Raw genomic sequence first — 25,936 nt, 5'->3', positions numbered from 1 at the left:
GTCCTGGGCTATCTCTACGGCTGCCACGGGCAGGCCAAGCGGGGGGCTGCGTACCTGCTTATCGCCGCGCAGCTTTCGCCGGGAAATGCCAGCGTTCTCAGGACGCTGGCGCATCTGCTCATATTGGATGGCGAGGCCGAAAAGGCGCTTGCGACGATTGCCAGGCTGGAAACCTTGGAAGGAATGGACCACCCGGTGCTTGCATTGCTGAAGAGTCGCGCCCTGCTCGTGGCCGGGCGCAAAACCGAGGCGCACAGCGCGTTGCTCAGTTTCCTGTCGCATCGGGCTGCCTGATGACCGCGTCGGAGCGACTTCTGCAATTCCTTGCCAGACTGTCACGCCGCAGCGACCTGGTCATCGCCGTCCTGATGCTCGTCGCCGTAGTGATGATGCTCATCCCATTGCCGACGTTTCTCGTCGACTTTCTCATCACCGCGAACATCGCCATCAGCGTGCTTATCCTGCTGGCGTCGTTTTATGTTTCTCATCCGCTGCAATTCTCATCGCTGCCGTCTGTCATCCTCATAGCCACCTTGTTCCGGCTGGCGATCACGATCACGACCACGCGACTGATCCTGCTGCAGGCCGACGCCGGGGAGATCATTACCGCCTTCGGCACCTTTGTCGTCGGCGGCAGCATCGCGGTCGGCCTAGTTATCTTCCTGATCATCACCGTCGCGCAGTTCATCGTGGTTGCGCGGGGCGCCGAACGCGTCGCCGAGGTAGCCGCGCGCTTCACGCTCGATGCGCTTCCGGGCAAGCAGATGAGCATTGACGCCGAGTTGCGCAACGGCGATATCGATCAGGCTGAGGCACGCCGCCTGCGCCAGCAGCTGGAGCGCGAGAGTCAGCTGTTCGGCGCGATGGACGGCGCCATGAAATTCGTTAAGGGCGACGTCATCGCCGGTATCGTCATCATTCTGGTCAATCTGGTCGGCGGTTTCGCCGTCGGCACGCTGCAGCACGACATGTCGTTGGGAGACGCGGCCGCGACCTATTCGCTGCTCACCGTGGGTGACGGGTTGGTCGCGCAGATACCGGCGCTGCTCGTCGCGATCGCCGCCGGCACGATGGTGACGCGCGTCGGCAGTGCCGACGGAACAGGCGACCTTGGCCGGCAGATCACCAGCCAGCTTCTGCGGGACTCGCGTGCGCTTGCCCTCGCAGCAGTGATCATGGTTGGCCTTGCCATGGTGCCGGGTTTTCCGTCCATCGTATTCCTGGTCCTTGGCGCCTGCTTCGGCGCGGGCGCCTATGCAATCAATCGCCGCAGCGCTCAGGACTCCGAGCCTCAGGACGTCAGCCAGATCGCGGTGCAGGAACAACGCAGTGGTTCCGCTTCGCTATCGGCAATCTCCAGCGGAACGCTGCCTGCTTCCTACCGCATCGTCGTACGCTTCGGGGCTGAACTCGCGGAGACGATTCCCGAGTCCGAATTCGCCGTGTTCGCCGACGGCGTGCGCCGCGAAGTCTTCGGCGATCTCGGTGTCGACGTTCCGGCCATCGGCATGCAGGCCGACGAGATGCTCTCCCCGCGAAGCATCCGCATCGACCTGGAAGGCGCGCCCATACTGGATGCCGAAATTCCCGCCGGCCGTGTTCTCGTCGAAGCCGATGCAACGCATCTGGATCTACTTGAGCTGACTTACGAAAAAGCCGCATCGATCGCCGGTCAGCGCAAATTCGTGTGGGTCGATGACAGCCACATTTCGACGCTGAAAGAGGCCGGTTTCATTTTCTCCACACCCGTCGAAACGGCGGCCAGATGGACCGGAAATGCACTTCGGCTTTATGCAGGACATTTCGTCGGGATTCAGGAGACGCGCAGGCTCCTGTCGGACATGGAGCCGGACTATGCGGATCTTGTCCGGCAGGCGCAGGAGATCGTGCCGCTGCAGAAAATTGCGGAAGTGCTTCGCCGGCTCGTCGGCGAAAACGTGCCGATCCGCAATCTGCGCCTGATCCTTGAAGCGCTGATCGAATGGGGCCAACGAGAACAGGACGTCGTCCTGTTAACGGAGTATGTCCGCACATCCCTGAAGCGCCAGATCAGCTTCCGTTCCGCCGACCGCAACAACATCATCGCGGCCTATGTGCTGCAGCGTTCAGCCGAGGATATCCTGCGGAACGCGGTGCAAAGCACATCGTCAGGCACATTCCTGAACCTCTCGGACGACGATGCGCAGGCCTTGGTGAGCGAAATCGAGCGGGCCCTGTCGCACAACTCCACCGACGCCTCGCCGGTCGTGCTTGCCGCGATGGACGTGCGCCGTCACATGCGCAGCCTGCTCGCGCACAATGCGATCGAGCTTCCGGTCCTGTCCTTCCAGGAACTTGCGCAGGAATTCAACGTCCAGCCGCTGGCGACGATCACCGGCCGTGGCGGAAGAGCCGGCGCGCGCGCCCAGGCGCTGCCGTCGGCTCAGGCGAAAGTCGCGCAGGAGACAGTCTCATGACGAAGGCATGGCGAACGGGGATATCTGGGGAATCAGGAGAGGAACGGGATGACAATCCACGATACCGCAGCAGGCGTTCGATCCGCCGCCGGGCGGACGGATATGCGCTGGCTCGCTATCGCGACGGTTGGTGTTTTGCTGGCTTTGTTGTTCACGATCGGCGGCGCGGCGGCGCAGAATGCTTCGCCCCTGCCGAGCAAGCCAAGCCTCGATCTGCCGGTCGGGCAAGGACGCTTGCTGCGGTTCAATGAGCCGGTCGAATCCGTCCTGGTCGCGGACACCACGATCGCGGACCTCCAGATCGTGTCGCCAAGTTTGGTCTATGTCTTTGGCCTCAAACCCGGCCTGACCAACCTTATTGCGATCACGGCCGACGAGCGGATCGAGGCAACCGCTCAATTCCGCGTCACGCCCGATATCACGCCCGCCGCCGAGGCCAAGCATGCAATGCAACCGAATTCGGCAACAAATCTGCACATTTTCGGAACCCGCATCGCCATCACGGGCGAAGCCCGAGGCGTCGACGAGGCGAAAGATCTGGACAACGTCGCAAGAACGTTCTCGCCGCCGGAACAGCCGCCACTGAACAACATGACCGTGCAGGGCTCGCAGCAGGTCAACATCCGGGTCCGCTTCGCCGAAGTCTCGCGCACGGAGTTGCAGTCGTATGGTGTCGACTGGTCCGTCGGGTACAAGAGCGGTGGCTTCGAATTCAACATGTTCCAGGACAATGGCGTGCCCTCGGGCGGCGATGGGAATTTTGGTCTGAGCCTCAACCAGGCGCACGGCCTCAATTTCGACGTCCTCATCGAGGCCCTGCAACGCAACGGCGTGGTCAAGATACTGGCCGAGCCGAACCTGACTGCCGTTACCGGACAGACGGCGAACTTTCTGGCTGGTGGGGAGATTCCCGTGCCTATCGCGCAGGGATCCGACGTCACAACCATCCAGTACAAACCCTTCGGCGTATCGCTCGGTTTCACCCCGACGCTCATCGGCCGCAATCGCATCGCGCTGCACGTCCAGCCGGAGGTCAGCTCTTTGTCGGATTCCGGCTCCGTAAGCGCCAACGGCTTTGCCATGCCGAGCTTCGTGGTGCGAAGAGCGGACACTACGGTGGAGGTGGCAAGCGGTCAGACCTTTGCGATCGCTGGCCTTTTCCAGCAGCGGACCTCTCGCAACCTGGAAAAATTTCCGGTTCTCGGCGACGTGCCCGTGCTTGGACCCCTTTTTCAATCGCAGCGGTTCCAGCATGAAGAGACCGAATTGGTCATCCTGATCACTCCCTATCTGGTGGCGCCGGTGCGCGACAGCCTCGCCACGCCGCTCGACCGTCCGGCTGCCAAGCGTCTCAGTCGCAAGCACGCCAACGACGCGTCGGCGACCGGTCTGATCATCAAATAGCGGGAAACGACCATGACATTGCGCATCGCTTTCTGCTTCGTTGTTCCCGCGCTGTTTTTGGCAGGCTGCATGAACAGTCCGCAACATCGGCAGGATTATTCACCCGGCTACAGCTATGTCTCGACCGACACCGGCGGCTCCGAGAAAGGCGTCAGCGGCTCGGTCCTTGCTCCCAACGCATGCCTGGCCGAACCGGCTGATGATGACAATCCAGCCGCTAGGACCGATTTGACGATCGTCTCCGGTGTCGGCTCCCACCTGCCGTCCGGCTGCTCCAATGCCTACAATCTTCAGCGCATGGCAGAAAGCCAACGCGACCTTGTCGAAGGCCAGCGCATGGGGGCGGCGCCGGCGTCGCCGACGGCGCGCGCGGCCCGTCGTTACCTCGATGGCGAGGAGGCTCCGATTGGCGGAGCCAATACAGCGCCGGCGACGACGCAAACGACGCAGCCAGTCGAGTGAGCCTATGCCAACTCCGCGCCCGCAGCGCCGCTCCTCGCGTCAAGCTTGACGCGAGATCGGTCTTGGTTCTGCGCTGCCACGCGCTAGAACAGTTCGCAGTTTCACGGAATCGGCGAACTGCTTTATCTCGTTGTTTTAATGCAGTTCCGGACGGAAAACCGCTTCGCGCTTTTTCTGGAATTGCTCTAGCCCAGGATGGAGCCGAGCGCTTTGGCCTTGGCCTGCGTGCTGCCCTTCGACCGGATGGTTCTGGCGCGCGCCAGCAAGGTGGCCACCTCCTTGGTCGTCAGACCGATAGGCGGCGAGGCCTTGACCTGATCGGGCTGGCCAAGAAGTCCATAGACCATCACGACATTGCGCTTCTGGTGCAATTGCGCATTGGGTGCAGCCGCAATCTTCTGCACCAAAGGCAATGCCGCCGCGGAATTGTCTTCAAGGGCCGCCGCCAACGCCATGTTGGTCTGGACGTCGAGGTCGCCGGGCGCAAGTTTCAACGCCTGGGCGAAAGTCGCCTGCGCTTCGGTGATCTGGCCGGCGAATGTCTGCGCCACGCCCAAACGGTTATAGGCGCCACTGGTGTTGACCAGAGGCGCTGCCTGGGTGAGCGCGCGCATGCCGGCGTCGATGTCGCCCGCCTCTATCATAGCCGAGCCAAGGCCGAGCATCGCCTTCCCGTCATTGGGAGCTTTCGCGAGCGCGGCCTGATAGGCCTTGGCCGCGTCAGCCGGGTATCCGGCCCGCATATAGGCATCGCCCGCCTTGACGAACGCGCCCGCCTTGGCGTCCGGCATCGTTGCCGCACGCTGGTAGAGCGCGATCGCGGTATCACTTTCCCCGCGCGCGTCGATATCGTCGGCAAGCTTGATCAGCCGATCCGACTGCGAGGACGGGCCTTGGGCTTTCGCGTTGATCGAGCCGGTTTTGGCCGTCTGGCAAGCGGACAGCGCCAGCGCGATGGCCACAGGCAAGAATACGACATGCAACCGCATATCCACCTCTCCGTATTCAAGCCCGGCGCCACCTTACACAGCCCATAGGCAGACTGGAACCACAACAGTGCGGTAAGATTGCAACATGGCCGAAGAAGCTGAGGAAAAGAAACTACCGGCATCCGACAAGAAGCTGCGCGACGCCCGCCGCAAAGGCCAGGTTCCCCAGAGCCGCGACCTTATCTCGGGCTTCACTTTCTTCGCAGCGCTCGCGTATCTTTATTTTTCTTGGCCGATGCTCTTCAGGCACCTTTCGGAACTCGTGCAGACCGTAACCGTGCCTGGCGGTTCGTTTGGCGATGTCAGCCTGCGCGCTGTCCGGCATTCATTCTCGCTGCTGATGCTTGCCACGCTGCCGCTGGTCGGCATCGTTGTCGTTCTCACTGCGGCCTTCGGCATGCTTGGGACGTTCGGGCCGGTCTTCTCGTTCGAGCCGCTCAAACCGCAGTTCGACCACATAAATCCGGCCAGGGGCCTGCAGAAGATCCTGTCGCTCCGCAACGTCATCGAGTTTGCCAAGGGCCTCATGAAGCTGGTGCTGCTGGCATGCCTGTTCGTCGTGGTCCTGACCACATGGCTGCAGCCGCTTTTCGATGCGCCGGGTTGCGGTCCGTCATGTCTGGAGCCGGTGATCAAGGCAGTCCTGACGCCTCTGGGAATCGCCGCCGGCCTGGCTTTTGTCGTCATCGGCGTGATCGATGTCCCTATTCAACGCTGGCTGTTTCTTCGCGACATGCGCATGACGACAACCGAATACAAGCGCGAGCACAAGGACCTCGAAGGCGATCCCTTGATTCGCCATGAACAGCAGCGGCAGCGGCGCGAAGCGGTGATACGGCCGGCGAAGCTGGGCGTAAAAAATGCGGTCATCGTCTTCATATCCGGTGACCGGGCCGTAGCGTTGCGTTACATCAGGGGCGAAACGCCGGTGCCGACGGTCGTCGGCAAAGGTCAGGGCCGCGCTGCCAACGAGATGGCTGCTCAAGCGCGGCAGGCCGCTATTCCGGTGGTCGAGGACAGCGCCCTCGCCGAAGTGCTCTTCGAGAACACGAACATGGGATCCTATATCGGCCAGCAGATGTTTTCGCCGGTCGTTCGCCATCTCGTCCGGCTCGGCCTCACGTGAGGCCGAGATCGCTTGCAAACGCACTGTCGACTCAGTCTTGAGCTGTCGCTTGAGGTCTATCTGGCGGAAGCCGGGGCCTCGACCAGGCTGCCCATGGACTTGCTCGGTCACGACGACATCGATCATGCCGAACTCTATTCGCGCGAGGCATCGCAGGTTCGACTGGCGGTCCAGGGGATGGACCGAGTCGTGCGTCTGGTTACGCGCAGCCTCGTGGCGAACCGCCCCATAAAGCATTGATAAATAACGACAATGGTAGGCGCTGAGGGTGTGAGACTGCCAAAGAAAATCAATGGCTTACAGGATGGTTAGCCAACCCATATCCTTCGTATAATCTCGTATGGTCGGGCGAACCTAAGGATCAGGAAGAGGAGTAGTTTTCAATGCGGTCGGTGGCTCTTTCCTATCCTCCAAAAGGGCTATGAATACATGTTGACCAAGGGCGTTAGCGCGACCGCTTTGGGGCCGAAAGAGGAACGTCGGCTTGAGGGATGATCTGGCTAAATAGCCGACAGCCTTCACCTCAATAGCGCTCCGAACTCGTCATCGGCAAAACATCGGAAAATCTTCAGAAACCGTTCGGGATTTCGCGCCGCCGAAATCGCAAAACGTTCTGGCCGGCGCATGAGAGAGCCGAAACACCGTTTTCTCCCGCAGCCGGCACGATTTTCAGCCTGCCGCGTCCTCCCAAGCGCGGCCGCACCCTTGCGCATGGAGACAACATGATTGCCGCACTCTTTGATAACAAGCCGCTCAGGCGCCGCCTCGTCGCCGGCTCGATCGCCGCCCTGGCCTGCGGCGCCGCCATAGTCTGGCATGGTGCGAGAAGCGAGGCATCGAACGCGGCGCCGGCGACTCCCGAGACGAAGCTCGTCAAGGCTGTCGCGGTCTCGCCGACCAGCAACGCCGAGATTCGCGTCGCGATCGGTGAGATCAAGCCGCGGCTGGAGAGCGATCTCGGCTTTCGCGTTTCCGGCAAGCTCATCCAGCGCATCGGCGAGATCGGCGCGATGGTGAAGAAGGGCGAGGTCCTGGCCCGCATCGACGACCAGGATTATCGCAACCAGCTTGCCAGCGCCGACGCCGACGTTGCAGCGGCCGAGGCGGTGCTGGTCGAAGCCAGGGCTGCCGAGGCACGCATCGGCGCCCTGCTCGCCAGGGGGTTCACCACCCGCGCCAACCACGATGCGACGCTGAAGAATTTGCGCTCGGCCGAAGCGAAGCTGAAATCGGCGAACATCGCCTTCGCCATGGCCAAGGACCAACTCGGTTACACCGAGCTTCGGGCTGAGTTCGACGGCATAGTTACCGCCACCGGCGCCGAAGCCGGCCAGTCCGTCAATGTCGGCCAAATGGTGGCGCGCGTCGCCGACCCGAAGAGCCGCGACGCGGTGTTCTCGATCGCGGAAGCCGCCTTTGCCAACACGCCCGATACGCGGCATCCGCCGAGGGTGACGGTCTCTCTGCTCAGCAACCCGGCGGTCACCGCGATCGGCCCGGTGCGCGAAATCGCGCCGATGGCCGATGCCGCCACCCGCACTTTCCAGGTCAAGGTCTCGCTCGAGAATGCGCCGGACGAGATGCGCTTCGGCGCAAGTGTCGCCGGCCGGGCCGAGATCGCCAGCGCGCCGGTGGTGTTGCTGCCGGGCAGGGCGCTGTTCGATAAGGACGGCCAGCCGGCCGTCTGGGTCGTCAGCGCCGCGTCGGCCGTCGAGCTCAAACCCGTCACCGTTGCCCGCTACGAGACCGACCGCGTCGTCGTCAGCGACGGGCTCGCCAGGGGCGACCGGGTCGTCACCGCCGGCGTAAACCGGCTGCGGGAACACGAAAAAGTCCGTATCGTTGAGGGAGAAGAAAAATGACCATTGCTAACACCAAGGTCCTCATCGCCGGCGCCGGCCCGACCGGGCTGACGCTCGCGCTCTGGCTGACCAAGCTCGGCGTCCCGGTGCGCATTTTCGACAAGGCCGCCGCTCCCGGCGAAACCTCCAGGGCGCTGGCCGTCCAGGCGCGCACGTTGGAGTTCCACCGCCAGATCGGCATCGTCGATGACGTGCTTGCCGCGGGCGTGAAGATCGAGCAGCTCACCGTGCACACGCCGGCTGGAGTCGCAGCGCGGTTGCCGCTGTCGGATTTCGGCCGCGGCATCAGCCCCTATTCCTTCGCCTTCGCGCTACCCCAGGACATCCACGAACGCGTGCTGATCACGCATCTGGAACGCGCCGGCGTCGAGGTCGAGCGCGGCATCGAGCTAGTCGCTTTCCAGGACAAGGGCCACGCCGTCATTGCGACACTGAGCAAACAGGGCAAGACCGAAACCGTCGTCGCCGATTACCTCGCCGGTTGCGACGGTGCCCACAGCACGGTGCGACACGAGCTGAACATCGGCTTTCCCGGCGGCGCCTATGAGCAATCCTTCTATGTCGCCGACGTGAAAGGCCGGGGCGAGATCACCCGCAATGGCATGGACACGACGATCAGCATCTATGGTTTCGCCATCGTCATGCCGGTGAGGCAGTCGGGCTCGATCCGGCTGATCGGCATCGTGCCGAAGGCGCATGAGGCGGACGAGACCATCAGCTTCGAGGCGATCCGCGCCGATGTCGAGCGCGACACCGGCGTCACCGTGGACGAGGTCAATTGGTTCTCGACCTACCGCGTCCACCACCGTGTCGCCGAGAATTTTCGCGTCGGCCGCGTCTTCCTCTGCGGCGATGCCGGTCACATCCACAGCCCGGCCGGCGGCCAGGGCATGAACACCGGCATGGGCGACGCGGTGAACCTCGCCTGGAAGCTGGCCGCCGTCGTGCAAGGCCGGGCCGATGCCCGCTTGCTCGACAGCTACGAGCCGGAGCGTATCGCCTTTGCTCACAAGTTGATCGAGAGCACGGATACGGCTTTTCGTTTCATCACCAGCCGCTCACTGCTCATCGGCCTGTTCCGGCGCTATGCGATGCCGAAGATCCTGAACATCGCACTGCACACCTCGATCGGCTCGCGCGCCTTCTTCGGGCTCATCTCGCAGGCGGCGATCCAGTACCGGGCCAGCCCGATCAGTTCGGGCACGGCCGGCAAGGTGAGCGGGGGCGACCGCCTGCCCTATGTGCCGACACTAGGCAGCGACAATTTCGAGCCGCTGCGCTCGCTCGACTGGCAGGTGCATGTCTATGGCGAGGTGAACGCCGAGTTCCGGGCGATGTTGGCGTCGACCGGCATTCCGGTTCATGCCTTCGGCTGGTCGGAGAGCGCGGGGAAAGCCGGCCTGGAGCGCGACGCCGCCTATCTGGTGAGACCGGACGGCCATGTCGCGCTGGCCTCGCCTGTACAGGAGGCGGCCGGCTTCCAGCGCTATCTCGCCGGTCTCGCCATCAGGCCGAGGACGGCGGAGCGCGCGCCGTACCGCGTGCCCGGCACCATGCACAGCCTGGCCTGACCAACGACAGCGCCCGCCAAATAGCGGGCGCTGAGTTGAACCCAACCGTCATTTGTTTTGGCCAGCCGGCGGAAGCCGGCGGAACGCGCCTTCGCGCGCGCTGAGAGGGATTTGTCATGACCAGCTTCAATCTTTCCGAATGGGCGCTGCGCCACCGCAGCTTCATCGTCTACCTGATGATCGCGGCCGCCCTTGCCGGCCTCTATGCCTATCGCGGCCTCGGCCGCGAGGAGGACCCGCCCTTCACCATCAAGACTATGGTGGTGAAGACGCTGTGGCCGGGCGCCAGCACCAGCGAGACGGTCGAGCAGATCACCGACCGCATCGAGAAGAAGCTCGAGGAGCTGCCCGACCTCGACTACGTCAAGAGCTACACCAAGCCCGGCGAATCCGTGGTCTTCGTCAACCTGAAGGACACGGTTGCCGACGATCAGGTGCAGCCGCTCTGGTACCAGGTGCGCAAGAAGCTCAACGACATCAAGCCGACACTGCCATCCGGCGTGCAGGGTCCGTTCTTCAACGACGAGTTCGGCGACACCTATTCGCTGATCTACGCGCTCACCTCCGACAGCCTCAGCCATCGCGAACTGAAGGATATGGCCAGCAGCCTGCGCGCCGGCCTGCTCACCGTGAAGGACGTCGCCAAGGTCGACCTGATCGGCCAGCAGGACGAGAAAATCTATCTCGAATTCTCCACGCAGAAGGTCGCGGCCCTCGGCCTCGATGTCGGCATGCTGACGCAGGCGCTGCAGGCGCAGAACGCGCTGACGCCAAGCGGCACCGTCGACGCAGGCCCGGAGCGCATAGCCATTCGCGTTTCGGGTTCCTTCACCTCGGAAGAGAGCCTGAAGGCGATCAACTTCTACGCCAACGGCCATTACTTCCGCCTGGGCGACGTCGCTGACGTCAAGCGCGCCTATTCCGACCCGCCGCAGCCGATGTTCCGCTTCAACGGCAAGCCTGCCGTCGGCATCGCGGTGTCGATGACGGCGGGCGGCGACGCGCTGGCGCTGGGCGAGAACGTCAAGGAGAAGAAGCATGAGATGGAAGCCGAGCTGCCGCTCGGCGTCGAGCTCGGTCTGGTCGCGGACCAGTCGCATGTCGTCGAAGAATCCGTCGGCGAGTTCACCAAGAGCCTCGGCGAAGCGATCGCCATCGTGCTTGCCGTCTCACTCCTGGCCCTCGGCTGGCGTCCCGGCGTCGTCGTGGCGGTCGCCATCCCGCTGGTTCTGGCGATCACCTTCGTCACCATGGAGTATTTCGGCATCTCCTTGCAGCGCATCTCGCTCGGCGCGCTGATCATCGCGCTCGGCCTCCTGGTCGACGACGCCATGATCGCGGTCGAGATGATGATTGCTCGCATGGAGGAAGGCTACGACAAGATCTCGGCCGCCACCTATGCCTATACGTCGACCGCCTTCCCGATGCTGACCGGCACGGTGGTGACGATCGCCGGCTTCGTGCCGGTCGGCTTCGCCAAGAGCGGCGCCGGCGAATACTGCTTCTCGCTGTTCGCGGTGGTCGCCATCGCGCTCGTCGTCTCCTGGGTGGTGGCGGTGCTGTTCACCCCGCTCACCGGCGTCTTCCTTTTGCCCGACCGCATCAAGGGCCATGGCGGCAGCCATCAGCCGTCGCGCATCGCCCGCGGCTTTCAGGCGATGCTTGAAATGGCGATGCGGGCAAAATGGCTTGTGCTGTCGGCGACCGCCGGGCTGTTCGCGCTTTCGGTCGTGGCGATGGGCTTCGTCGGCCAGGAGTTCTTCCCGAAGTCCGACCGGCCTGAGGTCATGCTCGACCTCACGTTGCCGCGCACCGCTTCGATCAAGGCGACGGATGCCGTGGTGGAGCGCGTCGAGAAGCTGCTCGCTTCCGATCCCGACATCGACCATTGGAGCTTCTATGTCGGCCAGGGCGCGGTGCGCTTCTACTTGCCGCTCGACGCACAGCTCGCCAACGACTTCTTCGCCCAGGCGGTGGTGGTCACCAAGGGCCACGCCGTGCGCCAAGCGGTCATCGACCGCCTGGAGAAGGAGCTTTCGACCGGCTTCGACGATGTCATGGCCCGCGTCACGCCGCTGGAGCTTGGCCCGCCGGTCGGCTGGCCGCTGAAGTTCCGCGTCTCGGGTCCGGACCCGGACAAGACGCGGAGCCTCGCGCAGCAGTTCGCGCAAGTGCTCGGCAGCGACGCAGCGGTACGCAACATCAACTACGACTGGAACGAGCCGGCCAAGGTCATCAAGGTCGAGGTCGACCAGGACCGGGCGCGTGCGCTGGGCATCTCCTCGCAGCAGCTTTCGGAGACGATCAACGCAGTGCTGTCGGGCTCGACGATCACGCAGATGCGCGACGACACCTACCTTGTCGACATCGTCGCCCGCGCCGTGGATTCGGAACGCGCCAGCATCGACACGCTGCGCGGCCTGACGATCAGCGCTTCGGGTGGACGGCGTGTGCCCCTCGAACAGGTGGCGAAGCTCAGCTACCAGACCGAGCCGCCGCTGATCTGGCGCCGCGGCCGGCTGCCGACCGTGACCGTCCAGGCCGACGTCGCGCCCGGCGAGAACGCCACCGTCGTCTCGAAGCGGCTGGAGAAGGCGATCGCCACCTTCAAGGCGGAGTTGCCGGCGCGCTACAGCGTCGAACAGGGCGGCGTGATCGAGGACAGCGCCAAGGCGCAGGCCAGCATCTTCGTGGTCTTCCCGCTGATGCTGTTCATCATGGCGACGGTGCTGATGATCCAGCTGATGAGCTTCCAGCGCCTGGTGCTGGTGCTGCTCACCGCTCCGCTAGCCATCATCGGCGTCGCCGGCGCGCTGCTCATCTCCGGCGCACCGATGGGCTTCGTCGCGATCCTCGGCGTGATGTCGCTGATCGGCATGGTGATCCGCAACTCGGTCATCCTGATCGCGCAGATCGACCAGCACATTGCCTCCGGCGAAGAGCCTTGGGCCGCGGTGATCAGCGCCACCACGCATCGGCTGCGGCCCATCCTGCTTACGGCGGCGGCAGCCATCCTCGGCATGATCCCGATCGCACCGACGGTGTTCTGGGGACCGATGGCTTACGCCGTGATGGGCGGGCTGATGGTGGCCACCGTGCTGACGCTGGTCTTCCTGCCGACGCTCTACGTCACCTGGTTCGGCATCAAGGCGCCGGCTGAGACCATCGCTGCGGCCGACCAGGCGACAGTCGCTGCCGAACCGGAGGCAATAGCGGCCTGAGCCTACTACCCAACCCGAGTTGTCACGGCGGCAGCACCGCCGTGGCAACCCCCAACCTGAAAGGAAACGGCTATGCCCCCCTTCTACGGAAATCTGCTTGTTCGCTTCAACGCCGGCTTCCTGATGCTGGCCTCGGCGGGCGGGCTCTTCACCGATATCGCCGGCTCCTTCTTCGGGCGCGGCCCGGAAGCGATCCTGCTCGGCGATGCGCCCGGCACCGGCATCGGCTTCATCGAGGCGCACGGGCTTGCGCTGATCGTTGGCGTGGCGCTCTGGCGCATCGCCTACTCCCGCAACTGGCACGCCGTGCTGGCTGCCGTGCATGTACTGCTCGGAACGGCAAATCTGCTGTTCTGGCAGTTCTTCATCGCCGCCGACGTGCTCGTCGTCGGCTACGTCACAACCGCGGCGCACTTTCTGTTCGTGGTTGCTCACCTGGCGGCACTGGCGGGTTCGGCCCGGCTTTCCGCTGCATCCTCCCACTAGACTTCAACCCAACATCTGGAGAAACGGAAGTGTCCATGAAATCCTTGGAGAAATACCGCTCCGCGGCAGCCCTGCTTGCCTTGGCACTCACCACCGTCGAGATCGTCAGCAGCGCCGTGCCGGCGCTGTCGCTGGTCAGCGCCGCTGAGGCCCGCATCGGCGCGCCTTGGACGCCGCGCAGCGCCGCCGGCGTCGCCCGCCGCACGACCACCTGGCGCGTGCTGCGGCACACCACCGCCTGGGTCGCCACGCTGCCTGCCGGCTGCGTCCGCAAGAAGGTCAACGGCTTCGACGTCTGGCGCTGCGGCGGCACCTACTATCGTGCCTATCAGGGCCGCTACATCGTGGTCGTGGCCGATTGATCGGCCCCGGATATAGTCTCGCCGAGGGCAAGCCTGACGCCTTCGGCGAGATGCTCGGCATCGGCCCGGTTCTCGAACGGCACGCCGCGCAACGCATAATCGAGCGGCGAGAACGGATCGCCCTCCTCGATGAGGGCGATCTGCCGCTTCGCCTTCTCCATCTCGCCCATCTGGGCATAGCAGGCCGCCAGCCGCGTGCGGATCCACGGGGCCGGCCGCGTCGCCAATTCCAGCGCGTCGGCCGCCTGCCGGTATTCCCCCATCATATAGAGCGCCAGCGCGCGGTCGAACTGGTACCAGTGCGGGTGCAAGGGATCGATGCGGATGCCGCGCGCCAGCCAGGTCAGCGCCTCCAGCGGCCGCCCGCGCATGGTGAGCAGCATGCCCATCTGCTCGATGCTATCGGCATCGTAAGGATTCAGCTGCAGCGCGATGCGCATGTGATGCTCGGCTGCCTCGTGGTCGCGCATATAGAGGCGGATCAGCGACTGCACGCGATGTCCCGTCGGCTGGTCCGGCGACAGCGCCAGGCCCTTGTCGGCAAGGTCGCGCGCACTTTCCAGAACCGCGTCGCTCGCGCGCCCGAATTCCCCGTCCAAGGACCGCACGAGAGCGAGATAGGTATAGGCCAGCCCGTAGTTCGGATCCTTCGCGATCGCCGCCTCGAACAGGGCTTCGGCGCCTCGCTGGTCGGTCTGGGCGGGATCGCGCAGCATGGCAAAGCCGCGCAGCAGAAGCTCATAGGCGGCAAGGCTGGTGACCGGCTTGCGTGATGCCTGCTCCAGCCCGGCATTGGCGACGCGCGTGACCAGCCGGCTGACGATCTGCTCGACGATCTCGCGCTCTATCGCGAACAGCCCTTCCCCCTGCGACTGAAAACGGTCGCCCCAGAGCTGGCTGGCGGTGGCGATGTCGACCAGGCTGACGGCGACCACGACATGCTCGCCCTGGCGGCGCAGCGAGCCTTCGACGAGATAGTCGGCGCCGATGCGGGCGCGGATCTGCGGCCACTCGGCGCGGCCGAACGATGTGAAGGAGAAGCTGGAATTGCGTGCCAGCACCGTGACCGTGCCGAAGCGCGCGACGCCGTTGATCAGGTCCTCGGCGAAGCCGTCGACCATCGCCTCGTCGGCCGGGTCGCCGCTCTCATTGCGGAAGCGCACCACGGCTACGATCGGCTGGGTGCTGATCTCGGGCGCCGCCTCGGCCTCCGCGGCCAGCATATAACCGCGCTTGGAGACGGTGCGGACCATGTCGTCGCCCAGAACCTTGCGGATTTCGCGCACCGACTGGGTCAGCGAATCCTCCGTGACGTAGACGCCCGGCCAGACGACGTCCATCAGTTCTGATTTGGGCACGACACGGCCCATGTTGCGCGCGAGATGGGAAAGCAACGCATAGGCTTTCGGTCGCAGGAACAGCGGCTCGCCGACGCCGCGCAGCGTACCCATGGCAAGGTCGAGCGTGAACCCGCCAAACCGAAAGACCTGATCGGCCGTCGCCGTCGTCATCGGGCCACCCTTTGCTGCACGCGGTAGTCACTGCCCATCGATTTCCACCCGATGCAGGTGCGCATTGGCATTATCGCCCAGTCCGCAATTCCAATCAAATTGGGTGCCGGCGCTCATCGACCGGAAGCCTGCAGCCACAAGACTTCAGCCCCAAACGCGACAATGAAGCTATAAACGTCCGGTTTTGGGGGGCGACTGGCTACTTCGAATGGCTGAAACTGAGGCGCAAAGCGGACACGCCTTTACGCACCCGTTCTACGCCATAGTGCTCCCGCCATTCGAAAGCACTTTACTTGATCCGGGATGTGGGCGCAGATCGCGTCTGCCGGATCAGAGATGGAGATCGTTAGCCGAACTAGGAGCCAGATATGGACAGGAAGGCAACGCGCTCGGCAGCGAAAATCGCTGCCGAAATTACGCTATTGTCGCCGTTCCTCTACTCCCACTCGATTATTCGGGGCCAAGCTAACCATCTGATTTTCCGTATGAAAATATTTTTCAGCGCAATTAGTACCGTCTTCGAGCCCGTCAGAAAACGACGCTACCGATTTTGCTCAGGAATTGGTCCGAACCACCAATCGCGGTCTATCGCCAACTATCGACATTAGAACTGTGTTTTCCCTGTCGATGAATGACGCACGAGAGCCGGATAAAGTACCGTCAGCGTCCATCTTAGTCGGCTCTACGACGGAGAGAAATCTCCGTCGAACACGACGCCGCATCCAAGCTTCCCTTCAAAAAGCTTGCTAATTGGCTCGCCGAAGCAACCCACCGCAACCCGTCGGGCTGTCCCAAGCTGATCGCAGCGAAACCCGCGCGTCAGGCCGGGAAATCGACACCCGACAACTCTCCGCATCTCCGCAGAAGGCGATCTTGAAGAGCGACGTCGGAGGCCTCGGGGTTCGCGACGCGGTGGCGCTGATGATAGAAATATTCACCGGTGGCGCGCGCAGCGGCATCGTCGCTGACGGCGAGCCACGCTTGCGTTCGATGCGCCTTGTCCATGTCGTCCGGCGCGCCCGGCCCACCCATTCGGGTCGGCACCCAGCCCGGTTCGAGCGCATTCGACACCACGTCCGGCCACCGGCGAGCGACCGCGAAGGCGAGTAGGACGTCGAGCAACTTACTCTCCGCATAGGCCGTGGACCCATCCCAACGACGCTGCGTCCAAAGCATATCGTCCAGATTGGCGCTGGCATGGTGGTGCATGCCGGAACTCAGATAGACGAGACGGGATGGACGCTCCATCAGCGCAGTCAGGAGATAGGGCGCCATTACGTTGATCGCGAAGACGTGCGGCAGGCCATCCTCCGTCTCGACCCGTCGCGGCTCCCGGTAGCCGATCCCGACATTGTGGATCACGGCGTCGAACCGGCCCAGCCTGTTGGCGCTCTCAGCGAGCGCGCGCGTGCCCGCGATTGTCGCGACGTCGCCCTGGAGGACCGCTTCCGCACCGGGGAGCCCTCTGAGAGCGACATCGGCGCGTTGCGCATTGCGCGCGTGAAGGACCACCTGATGGCCTTGCTCCACAAGGAGCTGACCCGCCATCAGGCCGAGGCCCTCTGAAGATCCGGTGATGAAGACTCTTGCCATCTTACTTCTCCTTTCCGTCAGCGCCGCTCGACGAGCGCGCGGACCACATCGTCGAGCGAGGTCATCCCGGTGCGCTGCTCTGCGGAGCCGCCCTCGAACACGATCCAGTCGTTGTTGAACCCGTCGAGCATCGCCATCCGCCCTTCGGAATGCTTCATCCCCTCGTTCCGGAATCGCGCTTCCCAGGTGTCGCGCGGGACAGCATCGATGGCGACGTCCGTGCCGAGGGCTCGGCTGAAGGCGTCCGCAATATCCTGCGCGCTGACCTTGCCGGGACCGCGCAGCTCGACGGTCCGAGCGCCCTGCCATGTCTGGCCCAGCAGGTCCGCCGCCACGGCGCCGATGTCGCGCACCGCAACCATGTCGATGCCGTGATCCAAGGGCTGAAGGAAGCTATGGATGCGCCCCTTACGAGCGTCCGGCACGTCCCAAGCCGCATTTTCGAGAAACCAGGCCGGTCGCAGGAAGGCCACCGGAACCGGGACGCCGCGCAAGGCCTGTTCGACGATCCCGCCATCGTTGAGCAGGTTGAAACGCTCGATCTGCGCGCCGACGGTCGACAGAAAGACCGCTCGACCCGGCCGGCTTCTCTCCAGCGCCTCCGCAAAGGCCGCAGCGACCCGGCTTGTGTCCGGAAAGCCCGGCTCGCGATCGTAGTTCGGCGGATTCATGAGGAACACGCCCTTGGCGCCCTCCAGGGCGGCTCCGAGCGCGGCGGCGTCCGACGCGTTGGGCACGATCGCGATATTGCACCCGCGCTCCGCCCAGGCTGCTCCGCGCTGAGCGTCACGAACGACCGCTCGAACCGGCTGGCCGGTGGCGAGCAATTGCTCTGCCACCGCACCGCCGACCTGGCCTGTAATTCCAGTCACTACAAACATCGTCTTGTCTCCCGTCTCAGGCCGCGGGGTGCAGCAGATCGGACAGACCGACCCGATGCAGCATCTCGGCGCGGATACGGTCGATGACCGCGAAGCTCACATCGGCCCCATCCTGGGTCGGGTCATAGGTGACCCGGAACGGGCGCTTGCCGAACGGCGTGTCGACGATGTCGACGATCGCATCGGCCACGCCTTGCACGTCGGCGTTGTCGGGCACGATATTGGCGAAGGCCTTCTGCACCCGCTCGCCGAACCCCTTGTAGGGGCCGTCATTCTCGTACTCGGCGAGACGGTCCTTGTCGGCGGGGCTGCCGGCGTTGGCGAAATGATTGGTGCCTTTGGTGAAGGCGCCCGGCACGATGATCGAAGTCTCGATGCCGAAGCGGGCCAGCTCGCGGGCATACTGGACGGCGAGCGTGTCCATGGCCGCCTTCGCCGCAAAATAGGGCGAGAGGTAAGGCGGCGTGCCGCCGGCGACGCTCGAGCTCGACACCCAAACCAGGAGGCCGCTCCTGGCCTTGCGCATGTGCGGCAGGACCGCGCGGTTGACGCGCTGAGTGCCGAGCACATTGACGTCGTATTGCTGGGCGAACTGATCGGGCGTGAAGCTCTCGGCCGGGCCGTACATCATGTGGCCGGCGTTGTGGACCAGCACGTCGATCCGGCCGCTTTCGGCGATGATCTTCGCGACGGCGGCGTTGGCCGAGTCCTCCGACTGCACGTCGAGCTCGATCGGGCGAATGTCGGTGTGCGGCATGGCGACCATGTCGGCGGCATTCTTAGCGTTCTTGCCGGCAACATCGCGCATCGAGGCGTAGACGGTATACCCGGCACGGGCGAGCGACTCGGCGGTCAGCCGGCCGAAGCCGCTCGACGCGCCGGTGATGAGAACGATCTTCTTGGTCATGACGAATTCCTTTCCTTGTCGGGGTTGAGTTGAGCGCGGGATCAGATGATTCCGCCGTTGGCGCGCAGCACCTGGCCGTTGATCCAGCCGCCGTCCGGGCCGGCGAGGAACGCGACCGCCGCGGCGATGTCTTCCGGCTGCCCCAGCCGCTCCAGCGGCGCGAGCTTGGTGAGCTGATCGATGACGGCCTGCGGCTTGCCGTCGAGGAACAGCGCCGTGGCCGTCGGCCCCGGGGCGATGGCGTTGACCGTGATGTTGCGGCCGCGCAGCTCCTTCGAGAGCACATGCGTCATGGCCTCGACGCCCGCCTTCGTCGCGGCATAGGCCGCATAGGTCGGCTGGTGGAGACCCACGACGCTGGACGACAGGTTGACGATCCGGCCGCCCTCGCGAAGGCGCTTTGCGGCCTCGCGCAGGGTGTTGAAGGTCCCCTTCAGATTGATCGCGACCTGCCGATCGAAGAGCGCGTCGTCACTGTCGGCGACCGTCGCCAGCTTCATGATGCCGGCGTTGTTCACCAGCACGTCGATGCCGCCGAATGCCGCCTGGGCCGCGTCGAACATGCGGGCGACCGCGGTCGGATCGCTGACATCGGCCTGCGCCGAGATCGCATGTCCGCCCTTGGCCTCGATGGCCTCGATCAGGGCGTCGGCCTCTCCGGCGCTGCCGGCATAGTTGATCACGACGGTGAAGCCATCCTTGGCGAGGCGCGTCGCGATCGCCGCACCGATCCCGCGCGAAGCGCCGGTGACGATCGCGACTTTGGTGTTGTCCGTATTCATTTCAGTTCTCCGTTTGGACGCTCGTCGTTGAGCGATGAGTGCTATTTGCCATTCCGAGAGAACGAGATAATCTACCTCAAAACAGCAACACTGTTCTGACAGAACAAACAATGGACCGCCTGGGCGCAATGCGCTTGTTCACGCGCGTGGTTGAACGCCGCAGCTTCACGGATGCCGCGCACGACCTCAGCATCCCGCGGTCGACCGCCACCCAGGTGATCCGTCAGCTTGAGGAACGCCTAGGTGTCCGGCTCCTGCAGCGCACGACCAGGACCGTGCGACCAACGCTGGACGGCGAAGCCTATTATCGGCGTTGCCTCGCCATCCTCGACGACATCGAGGACGCCGAGGGCGCGTTCAGGGGCGCAGTTCCCAGGGGCATGCTTCGTGTCGAGGTACAGGGCACCCTTGCCCGCCACTTCGTCATGCCTGGCATCCCGGACTTCATGGCCCGCTATCCCGGCATCGAGATCGCGATGAGCGAAAGCGACCGCTGGGTCGATGTCGTGCGCGAGGGCGTCGATTGCGTGCTGCGATACGGCGCGTCGCCCGACAGCGACCTGGTCACACGAACGATCGCGCAACTGCCGCGCATCACTTGCGCTTCGCCGGCCTATCTGGACCGTTTCGGGCGGCCTGGCTCACTCGATGAACTGGCCGGCCACCAGATGGTCGGCCTGCGATCCATCACCACCGGCACGCTGGCCCCGTTCGAGTTCGAGCGCCGGGACGGTACGACCGCAATCGAACTTCCCGCCCCCCTAACCGTCACCGGCACAGAGAGCTTCCTCGATGGCGTCCTGCTTGGGCTCGGCTTGGCCCAAATGCCCCTCTTCCACGTTGAGCCATACCTTGAATCCGGGCGGCTGGAGCGCGTACTGCACGACTACCCCCTCTCCAGCGGGCAGGTCTCTGTCCTCTACCCCCGCAGTCGGCAGCTCTCCCCGCGCGTCCGCCTGTTCATCGATTGGGTTGTCGGTCGGTTCGTCTAACTTGCTATTCGCTGACTCTCAGACAGACCTGCGGCGCCCATGTGGGGCGCCGCACACTCGCGGTGCTCAGCTGCGGTCTGTGGAGACGGCGACGTGTTTTTGAGCCTCCAGTTTGGCGAGGAAAGCGAATTGCCCACATCTGTTTCTGGGTGAGCGGCCGTTTGGTTCCCACCGTCTTTCCGGCATTCCAAGCTGCGCGCTCGCGACTAGCATCATCAAATTGAGAATGGCCCATGTGAGTTCTCCTCGGCCTTGATTGGCCGAGAAAGAAACGTCGCAGGACACTACCGCTCAGGGGCCGGCACTTGGCGGGCTGCTTTCGGACGGATTCGTCAGAAAGCAGCCGTTCCGGCTAGATCCGATTGTATTCGAGCTGCTGGTGACCTTGTGGTCTCGCCGGTCAGTCGCCTGCGACGGGCACTCTCTTCCTCGGATGAAGAGGGGTCGGCTGCGATCAATGCATGGGGACGAGGAAGTACCTCGGTCTACTCCTGCCTGTCGAAGGCAAGTACGCGAAGCGGGCTAGGCCCCAGCCAATGACCTCAACTGAGATTACCCGAGCGCTAGCAGAGAACGCCGCCGATGATCCGCATGATGGTAGCGTCTCGCGATCTTTGTCCTTGCGGGCCCTGCGACAGAAGATCGTGGCCGAAGGCGATGCCGCCGACAGATGCCAGCAAGACGTCGATCCCCTTTCATATGCTCGGCTGCGGCGCTGCCCCTGCCGGCCTTTCGCCGAAAGACGACATCGCCTTGTTCTTCAACTCGCGGAACTGGCGCGACGCTTCGGAGAGCCTGTGGTCCCATTCCGGGTTCGGCACTTGGCCCTCGATCGTCTTCAAATAGACCTGCATCAGCGAGGCGATGGCGAAGGGCTCCACAAAAGCCGCCTTGAGCGCCCAGGCGAGGACGATGGCCAGCACAAAGCTCCAGCCGCTGAACTGGCCCGGCATGAGATAGACGACCGCACCCGCGGGCGCCAGCATGAGCAGGAAGATGACGAAGGTGACGCCCCACAGGATCAGCGCCAGCCACACCGCGTTTTTCAACATCTTCGTGCCGTTCTGGGCGTAGAGCACAACGCCTTGGCGGGCGGTCTCGAAGGGCGAGGACGAGTCGATGCGGATGTTGTAGCCAAGGATGATTTCGTCGACATAGGTCAGCGAGATGCGGATTACTGTATTGGCGAAGCGCACCAGCCCGTCCAACCCCGGCAGGAAGGCGGCGATGCCGCCGAGCAGACCTGTGACGGCGCGGATCGCCCCCTTCACCAACTGGTCGACGACGAAAAGGAAGTTGGCCTCGGGGAAGCGCTGCCGGACGACCGCTTTCGCATAGGCGATCTGTCCCTGGCCGCCCGGCACGTCGCGGCCGTCCATCAGGTGCACCATGACAGCGATGTGGCCAGCCTTCAGCACATAGAGGATGTATTCGCGGATCCAGTAGATCGCGATGGAAACCAGCGCGAAACCGATGATGCCGCCATAGAAGGCCGTTCCTTCTGGCCCGCCGTCGGCGAAGATGTGGCCGACGCCCCAGCCGATGCCAGCGCCTGTGCCCGCCGCAGAGATGTAGGCGAGCGTCATGGCGAAATAGACGACCATGCGGAAAAGGATGAACGGCCATGTCCTGAGCATGATCGCCACGGATTTGCTGACCGAGAAATCCCACATCACCCTACCCTTTCCCAAAGAGACAAAGCAGCAAGATCGCTAGCGGCTTGCAGCACCGGGCGCTGAATGGCCCCTCCGAAGCACCCGCTTCCGCGGGCGGCGACGACAGCGATACCAAGCAGCACAGGCAGAAGCGGCGGAGCGATTTTCGAGAGTGACATTGGAATTCTCCGTTCGACCAAGGGGTTGCCGAGACCGCGGCGGCCAGTTGCTTGCCGAGCGTCCGACAGCCTTAGAAGCCTGGAGGGATACCTCCTTGGGCTCTCTCGGGGGCGCAGGTGACGTGGCCCTCTGGAAATAGCTTCTGCAATGAAGACCGAATCGATGCCTCCGCCTCAGGTGGAGTGCTGTCGCTGGAACAAACGTAGGGGGCCTCCTTCGCCTGGCTTGCAGCAAACGTTTTGAAGCGCGGCGGGCGCAGGGACTGCGCCACCTTGGTCAGCCTGAGCGGGAAATCCTTCCTTCGGTTCGCAGAACGCGCCGTATTTGTTCTTCTCCTTCAGGACCACATAGCCGGGCGGGCATGAGCGCTCGCCCTCGTTTCCGATGTCGACGTCTTTTTTCTTCTTCTTGCAGCAAGACCCGCCCGCGCGTCGCAGGGCTTGCGGGACTTGGTCAATCCTGCGGCGCCTCCAGGAAGGCAGGGCGGCTCACGTTCGGTTCCGTCACCCTCATTACCACCCTGCTGCCCGTCGGTACGCCTGTGCTTCTCGAGGGTGCCGCAGATCAACTGGCCGTTGCTGAACGTGCAGCCGAAGGTGGCGGCTCGTATCACCGGGGTGCTGTACGGCCCCTCGGCCGCGACCGCCTCCCCGGCGGTGACGAGCGCGATAGCAAACAGGACTGCCGGGAGCGGCCGAGCGACTTTCAGGGATGACATTTGGAATTTCTCCGTCCAGAGACTCCGCCAGGCCGCGAAGGGATCGCGGCGCGCTAGCTGTGAAAAGGGAACTCGACTTAGGAACGCGGCCGGCGCTCCCCGACGACGCTTTCGCGCCAGTCATTGCCGGGCACTGCTTATGCCGGTGCCATTTCCCCGAAGCCATCGTCGGTGCAAGAAAGTGCGAACGCGCTGCCTGTCCGGGAGTGGAACCCCGGACGACAGGCACTTCTCTCCATTGACAGCGCCGGCGTCTCCGCCGGGCATCAGACCGGCTTCAGAGCACGTGAAAGTCCTGCGTTGCACTGCGCTGGGCAATTGCTCCGCGTTCGGTGTCAACGTCGGATTCGGCAATCGGCGATCCGGCACGCAAGAACGATAGTACCGGCCGGCAACATAGCCTGGCGGGCAGTCCCACGCCACCTCGATCGCCCGAACGGCGCTCGCCGCCGTCGATCCGGCCGGTACCAGTCCCGGCAACGAGGCAGCAGCAATTGTCGCCTGGTCGTCATTGCGGCTCCCATCATAACTGCTGGCCAGGGCGGGTGAACTCGCGAGCGGACCGATGCAGAGCATCACTGCGATTGCTTGAAGCGTTCTCATGATTTCGACCTCGCTTGCAATGCGGCTACTGCCGCGTTCCGTTCCAGTTGCCCTCGACCGCGTCGGGGTTGTTGCCAAAATTGTAGCTGCCTGCGAACGACTGGCCGTCAGCGGCGAGCGTGAACTTGCCGCTGCCTCGGGTGCCGTCCTTCTGGACCCAGGAGAAGCGCAGCACGTTGCCGCTCACCTTGCCGTTGATCTGCCCGGCGCTGCCGTCATCGCCCCGGTAGCGGCCGGAGACGCCGTTGCCGTTCTGCTGCAGCGAGAGGTCGTAGGCGACGTTGTCGGCATTGGCGCTCCAGCTTCCGCCGAAGCCGGCCGCTGCAGACGCCGATGCCTGCTTTTCTTTCGGCTTGGCGAATCCAGCCGCGCTCTTGGCAAAGCCGGCTGCCCCGCCGCCGAACTTCAGAAACCGGGCTGAGACGCAGCCGGACACCGGCGCGCTGATCCGGCACCAGCCATCGCCGCCGCTTGGCTTGTTTGCGATGATACCTGCAGCGCCGCCTGTCCCGCCGCACGGACCGGTCACCGACACAGCCTGGCCTTCCGGGACCGTGCCGGTCACCTGGCCATCGGGACCATTGCGCACGTTGAGCTTGTCCAGCCCCGGCTGGTTGATCACCACCGTCGCTGTCCCCCCGCCGCAGGAGCCGCCGGTCTGGTCACCACCGCCACCTGCATTGCCGGTGCCGCTGCCACAAGCGGCCAGCACATCGGATCGCGCCTTGGCTTCCATGTCCAGAAGCCGCATGTCGTCCTTGTGACTCATGCACCACTTGACGTGATCCTCCCCGCTCGAAGTCCATCGTGAGCCGGTGCCACCACAGCCGCGACTGCTGTTTTCCTTCTCGGCCTTAACGGCTGCCATCGCATAACGAACGCAAACTGTCCCCCACGGGATTTCGCCAGACGAAGTCGAGCACGCTCCCTGATCCCCGGCCCGGCAGGTATGCTTGATGGGCTTCTCCGGCGGCGGCGGCGGTGTCCCCGTAGTGACACAGGATGTGCCCGACCAATTCGCCGAAACAACCTGGTCGGATTTCCTTCGTGCCCTGACTCTGAAACAGTATGTGGTATTTGGCTCTACATCTTCGATCTTGAAGCCGACCATGTTGATTGGGCTGGTCGGCAGCTGGTTGGGCGTCGTGTGGTAATCGAAGGAGTAAGCGTTCCAATTGGCTCCAACCTCCCGAGGTAATGCCGACCTCCGTGGCGCATACTTGTTACCATTTTTGGTCATCTCAACTTCGAAGCCGACCAATTCGGGACGCACTCCGCCGATTGTAAAAACGGTTCCCGCCGTATTTTTCCATATCACGGTAATGCCAAGCCCCAACCCTCCATATATTTGCGGGTCTGTCGGCGTTCCCGGACGGTCGCGAGCGGACGCCGAGGTGGCGATTACTGCGCATGACATGATCACAAGACCGACGACCGATGTCCGCAGAACTGACATGAGAGGCATGATGCACTCCAAGATCGGTTGAATTGTTGTGTTGATAACCGCAGCGGAAATCCAGCCATGTGTCGTGGGGCGAAGCTCCCCTCTTCGCCTCTTCCCCAGATGGCGTCACTTTTCCAAAAGGCATTGGGCTGGAAGAGGCTCGACGGTCATCGCCCCGTCCGGCGCCCGACTTTCCCCCTCGTATCTGAGCCTGAGATCCACAAAGCCGTCCTCGCCGCTCGAATCGCCCTCGTCGGCGAGCAACCCGATCCTCAGTCCCGCCACGACATCGGCGCCTCCCGGCGCCGGATCGAGCTTCTGCAGGCACGCGTCGCGCGCGTTGAGGAACGCGTCCTTGTCGTCCGGCTTCGACGCCGGATCGCGGATTTGCTCGATGCATGCTTCAAGATCGGCGAGAGTTGGCAGCTTGACGCGGACATTGGCGGTGCCGTCGAGGGCCTCGCCGGCCTCACCCTGGATTGACGTGGAGGAGCGCTTAACAGCGATCGAAAAGTCGCCGAAAGGCCCGCTGACCGTAACCGGGCCGGCGTCGCCGCCTGCGTACGCAAACGTCATCGGCAGACTCCACTTAGGGTTCATGACATCGGCGCGCCCACATGTGAGCTTGAGGGCGGCGGCGAGCGTCTCGTCCGGCAGCAGGAGAACGCCAAACATTGCCAATGGCGGCAGGAATCGACTGATGGTGTTAACCGTCACGATCATGCGCTCCC

Annotated in this window: 20 protein-coding genes and 1 pseudogene; 12 read left to right on the top strand and 9 right to left on the bottom strand. The window is 63.8% G+C overall.

Annotation, left to right across the window (positions count from 1 at the left end):
* Positions 1-123: 123 nt before the first annotated feature.
* The 4 genes from QAZ22_RS14995 to QAZ22_RS14980 are packed head-to-tail and all read left to right on the top strand — an operon-like array spanning position 124 to position 4,322.
* A complete protein-coding gene (locus QAZ22_RS14995) occupies positions 124-294 on the top strand; it encodes a hypothetical protein (RefSeq protein ID WP_278207550.1) in 171 nt (56 codons plus the stop codon).
* Positions 294-2,456 carry a type III secretion system export apparatus subunit SctV gene (gene sctV / locus QAZ22_RS14990; RefSeq protein WP_278207549.1) on the top strand — a complete coding sequence of 721 codons (2,163 nt, stop codon included), beginning with the start codon at positions 294-296 and terminating at the stop codon, positions 2,454-2,456. The genes QAZ22_RS14995 and sctV overlap by 1 nt, the downstream gene beginning before the upstream one ends.
* A 48-nt stretch (positions 2,457-2,504) precedes the next feature.
* Positions 2,505-3,860 (top strand): type II and III secretion system protein family protein, encoded by a 1,356-nt coding sequence (locus tag QAZ22_RS14985; protein ID WP_278207548.1) that lies wholly within the window; start codon positions 2,505-2,507, stop codon positions 3,858-3,860.
* 12 nt (positions 3,861-3,872) lie between these two features.
* A complete protein-coding gene (locus QAZ22_RS14980) occupies positions 3,873-4,322 on the top strand; it encodes a hypothetical protein (RefSeq protein ID WP_278207547.1) in 450 nt (149 codons plus the stop codon).
* Between the two features lie 185 nt (positions 4,323-4,507).
* Here QAZ22_RS14980 and QAZ22_RS14975 read toward each other — a convergent pair whose 3' ends face one another.
* Positions 4,508-5,311, bottom strand: a complete 804-nt coding sequence (locus QAZ22_RS14975; RefSeq protein ID WP_278207545.1) for a tetratricopeptide repeat protein — start codon at positions 5,309-5,311, stop codon at positions 4,508-4,510.
* An 85-nt stretch (positions 5,312-5,396) separates the two neighbouring features.
* On the opposite strand from QAZ22_RS14975, the gene QAZ22_RS14970 reads away from it, so the two are divergent.
* From QAZ22_RS14970 to QAZ22_RS14940, 7 genes and pseudogenes are all read left to right on the top strand, one after another.
* Positions 5,397-6,437 (top strand): EscU/YscU/HrcU family type III secretion system export apparatus switch protein, encoded by a 1,041-nt coding sequence (locus QAZ22_RS14970; RefSeq protein WP_278207543.1) that lies wholly within the window; start codon positions 5,397-5,399, stop codon positions 6,435-6,437.
* 60 nt (positions 6,438-6,497) lie between these two features.
* Positions 6,498-6,677: pseudogene (locus QAZ22_RS14965) on the top strand (integrase); the annotation flags it as partial.
* A 482-nt stretch (positions 6,678-7,159) separates the two neighbouring features.
* Positions 7,160-8,299: an efflux RND transporter periplasmic adaptor subunit gene (locus QAZ22_RS14960; RefSeq protein WP_278207541.1), complete on the top strand. Its 1,140-nt coding sequence runs from the start codon at positions 7,160-7,162 to the stop codon at positions 8,297-8,299.
* On the top strand, positions 8,296-9,870 hold the full coding sequence (locus tag QAZ22_RS14955) for an FAD-dependent monooxygenase (RefSeq protein WP_278207540.1): 1,575 nt from the start codon (positions 8,296-8,298) through the stop codon (positions 9,868-9,870). Before QAZ22_RS14960 ends, QAZ22_RS14955 begins: the two co-directional genes overlap by 4 nt.
* 116 nt (positions 9,871-9,986) lie before the next feature.
* Positions 9,987-13,091, top strand: coding sequence for an efflux RND transporter permease subunit (locus QAZ22_RS14950; protein WP_278207539.1), 3,105 nt, complete (start codon positions 9,987-9,989; stop codon positions 13,089-13,091).
* Positions 13,092-13,163: 72 nt separating this feature from the next.
* Positions 13,164-13,577 carry a hypothetical protein gene (locus QAZ22_RS14945; protein WP_278207538.1) on the top strand — a complete coding sequence of 138 codons (414 nt, stop codon included), beginning with the start codon at positions 13,164-13,166 and terminating at the stop codon, positions 13,575-13,577.
* Between the two features lie 35 nt (positions 13,578-13,612).
* On the top strand, positions 13,613-13,939 hold the full coding sequence (locus QAZ22_RS14940) for a hypothetical protein (protein WP_278207537.1): 327 nt from the start codon (positions 13,613-13,615) through the stop codon (positions 13,937-13,939).
* Here QAZ22_RS14940 and QAZ22_RS14935 read toward each other — a convergent pair.
* The 5 genes from QAZ22_RS14935 to QAZ22_RS14915 all read right to left on the bottom strand — a co-directional run bounded on the left by QAZ22_RS14935 (position 13,915) and on the right by QAZ22_RS14915 (position 19,613).
* Positions 13,915-15,450, bottom strand: a complete 1,536-nt coding sequence (locus QAZ22_RS14935) for a winged helix-turn-helix domain-containing protein (RefSeq protein ID WP_278207536.1) — start codon at positions 15,448-15,450, stop codon at positions 13,915-13,917. The two genes, QAZ22_RS14940 and QAZ22_RS14935, sit on opposite strands and share 25 nt — an antisense overlap.
* Positions 15,451-16,269: 819 nt before the next feature.
* Positions 16,270-17,043: an SDR family NAD(P)-dependent oxidoreductase gene (locus tag QAZ22_RS14930; protein WP_278207535.1), complete on the bottom strand. Its 774-nt coding sequence runs from the start codon at positions 17,041-17,043 to the stop codon at positions 16,270-16,272.
* A gap of 17 nt (positions 17,044-17,060) precedes the next feature.
* Positions 17,061-17,924 carry an NmrA family NAD(P)-binding protein gene (locus tag QAZ22_RS14925; RefSeq protein WP_278207533.1) on the bottom strand — a complete coding sequence of 288 codons (864 nt, stop codon included), beginning with the start codon at positions 17,922-17,924 and terminating at the stop codon, positions 17,061-17,063.
* Positions 17,925-17,940: 16 nt separating this feature from the next.
* Positions 17,941-18,831 carry an SDR family oxidoreductase gene (locus tag QAZ22_RS14920; protein WP_278207532.1) on the bottom strand — a complete coding sequence of 297 codons (891 nt, stop codon included), beginning with the start codon at positions 18,829-18,831 and terminating at the stop codon, positions 17,941-17,943.
* Positions 18,832-18,872: 41 nt separating this feature from the next.
* Positions 18,873-19,613, bottom strand: coding sequence for an SDR family oxidoreductase (locus QAZ22_RS14915; RefSeq protein ID WP_278207531.1), 741 nt, complete (start codon positions 19,611-19,613; stop codon positions 18,873-18,875).
* A gap of 110 nt (positions 19,614-19,723) precedes the next feature.
* On the opposite strand from QAZ22_RS14915, the gene QAZ22_RS14910 reads away from it, so the two are divergent.
* Complete coding sequence (locus tag QAZ22_RS14910; RefSeq protein WP_278207530.1) at positions 19,724-20,605, top strand: LysR family transcriptional regulator; 882 nt, start codon at positions 19,724-19,726, stop codon at positions 20,603-20,605.
* 695 nt (positions 20,606-21,300) lie between these two features.
* Here QAZ22_RS14910 and QAZ22_RS14905 read toward each other — a convergent pair.
* The 3 genes from QAZ22_RS14905 to QAZ22_RS14895 form a co-directional block, all read right to left on the bottom strand.
* Complete coding sequence (locus tag QAZ22_RS14905) at positions 21,301-22,278, bottom strand: hypothetical protein (protein ID WP_278207529.1); 978 nt, start codon at positions 22,276-22,278, stop codon at positions 21,301-21,303.
* 1,508 nt (positions 22,279-23,786) lie between these two features.
* Complete coding sequence (locus tag QAZ22_RS14900; RefSeq protein ID WP_278207528.1) at positions 23,787-25,226, bottom strand: hypothetical protein; 1,440 nt, start codon at positions 25,224-25,226, stop codon at positions 23,787-23,789.
* Between the two features lie 105 nt (positions 25,227-25,331).
* Positions 25,332-25,928, bottom strand: coding sequence for a hypothetical protein (locus QAZ22_RS14895; RefSeq protein ID WP_278207527.1), 597 nt, complete (start codon positions 25,926-25,928; stop codon positions 25,332-25,334).
* Positions 25,929-25,936 lie beyond the last annotated feature (8 nt).

Origin of the sequence: Mesorhizobium sp. WSM4906, from assembly GCF_029674625.1 — a bacterium.
Classification (GTDB): Bacteria; Pseudomonadota; Alphaproteobacteria; order Rhizobiales; family Rhizobiaceae; genus Mesorhizobium.
The sequence above is the reverse complement of the archived record's forward strand: the minus strand, read 5'-3'. Positions and strand labels throughout refer to the sequence as shown.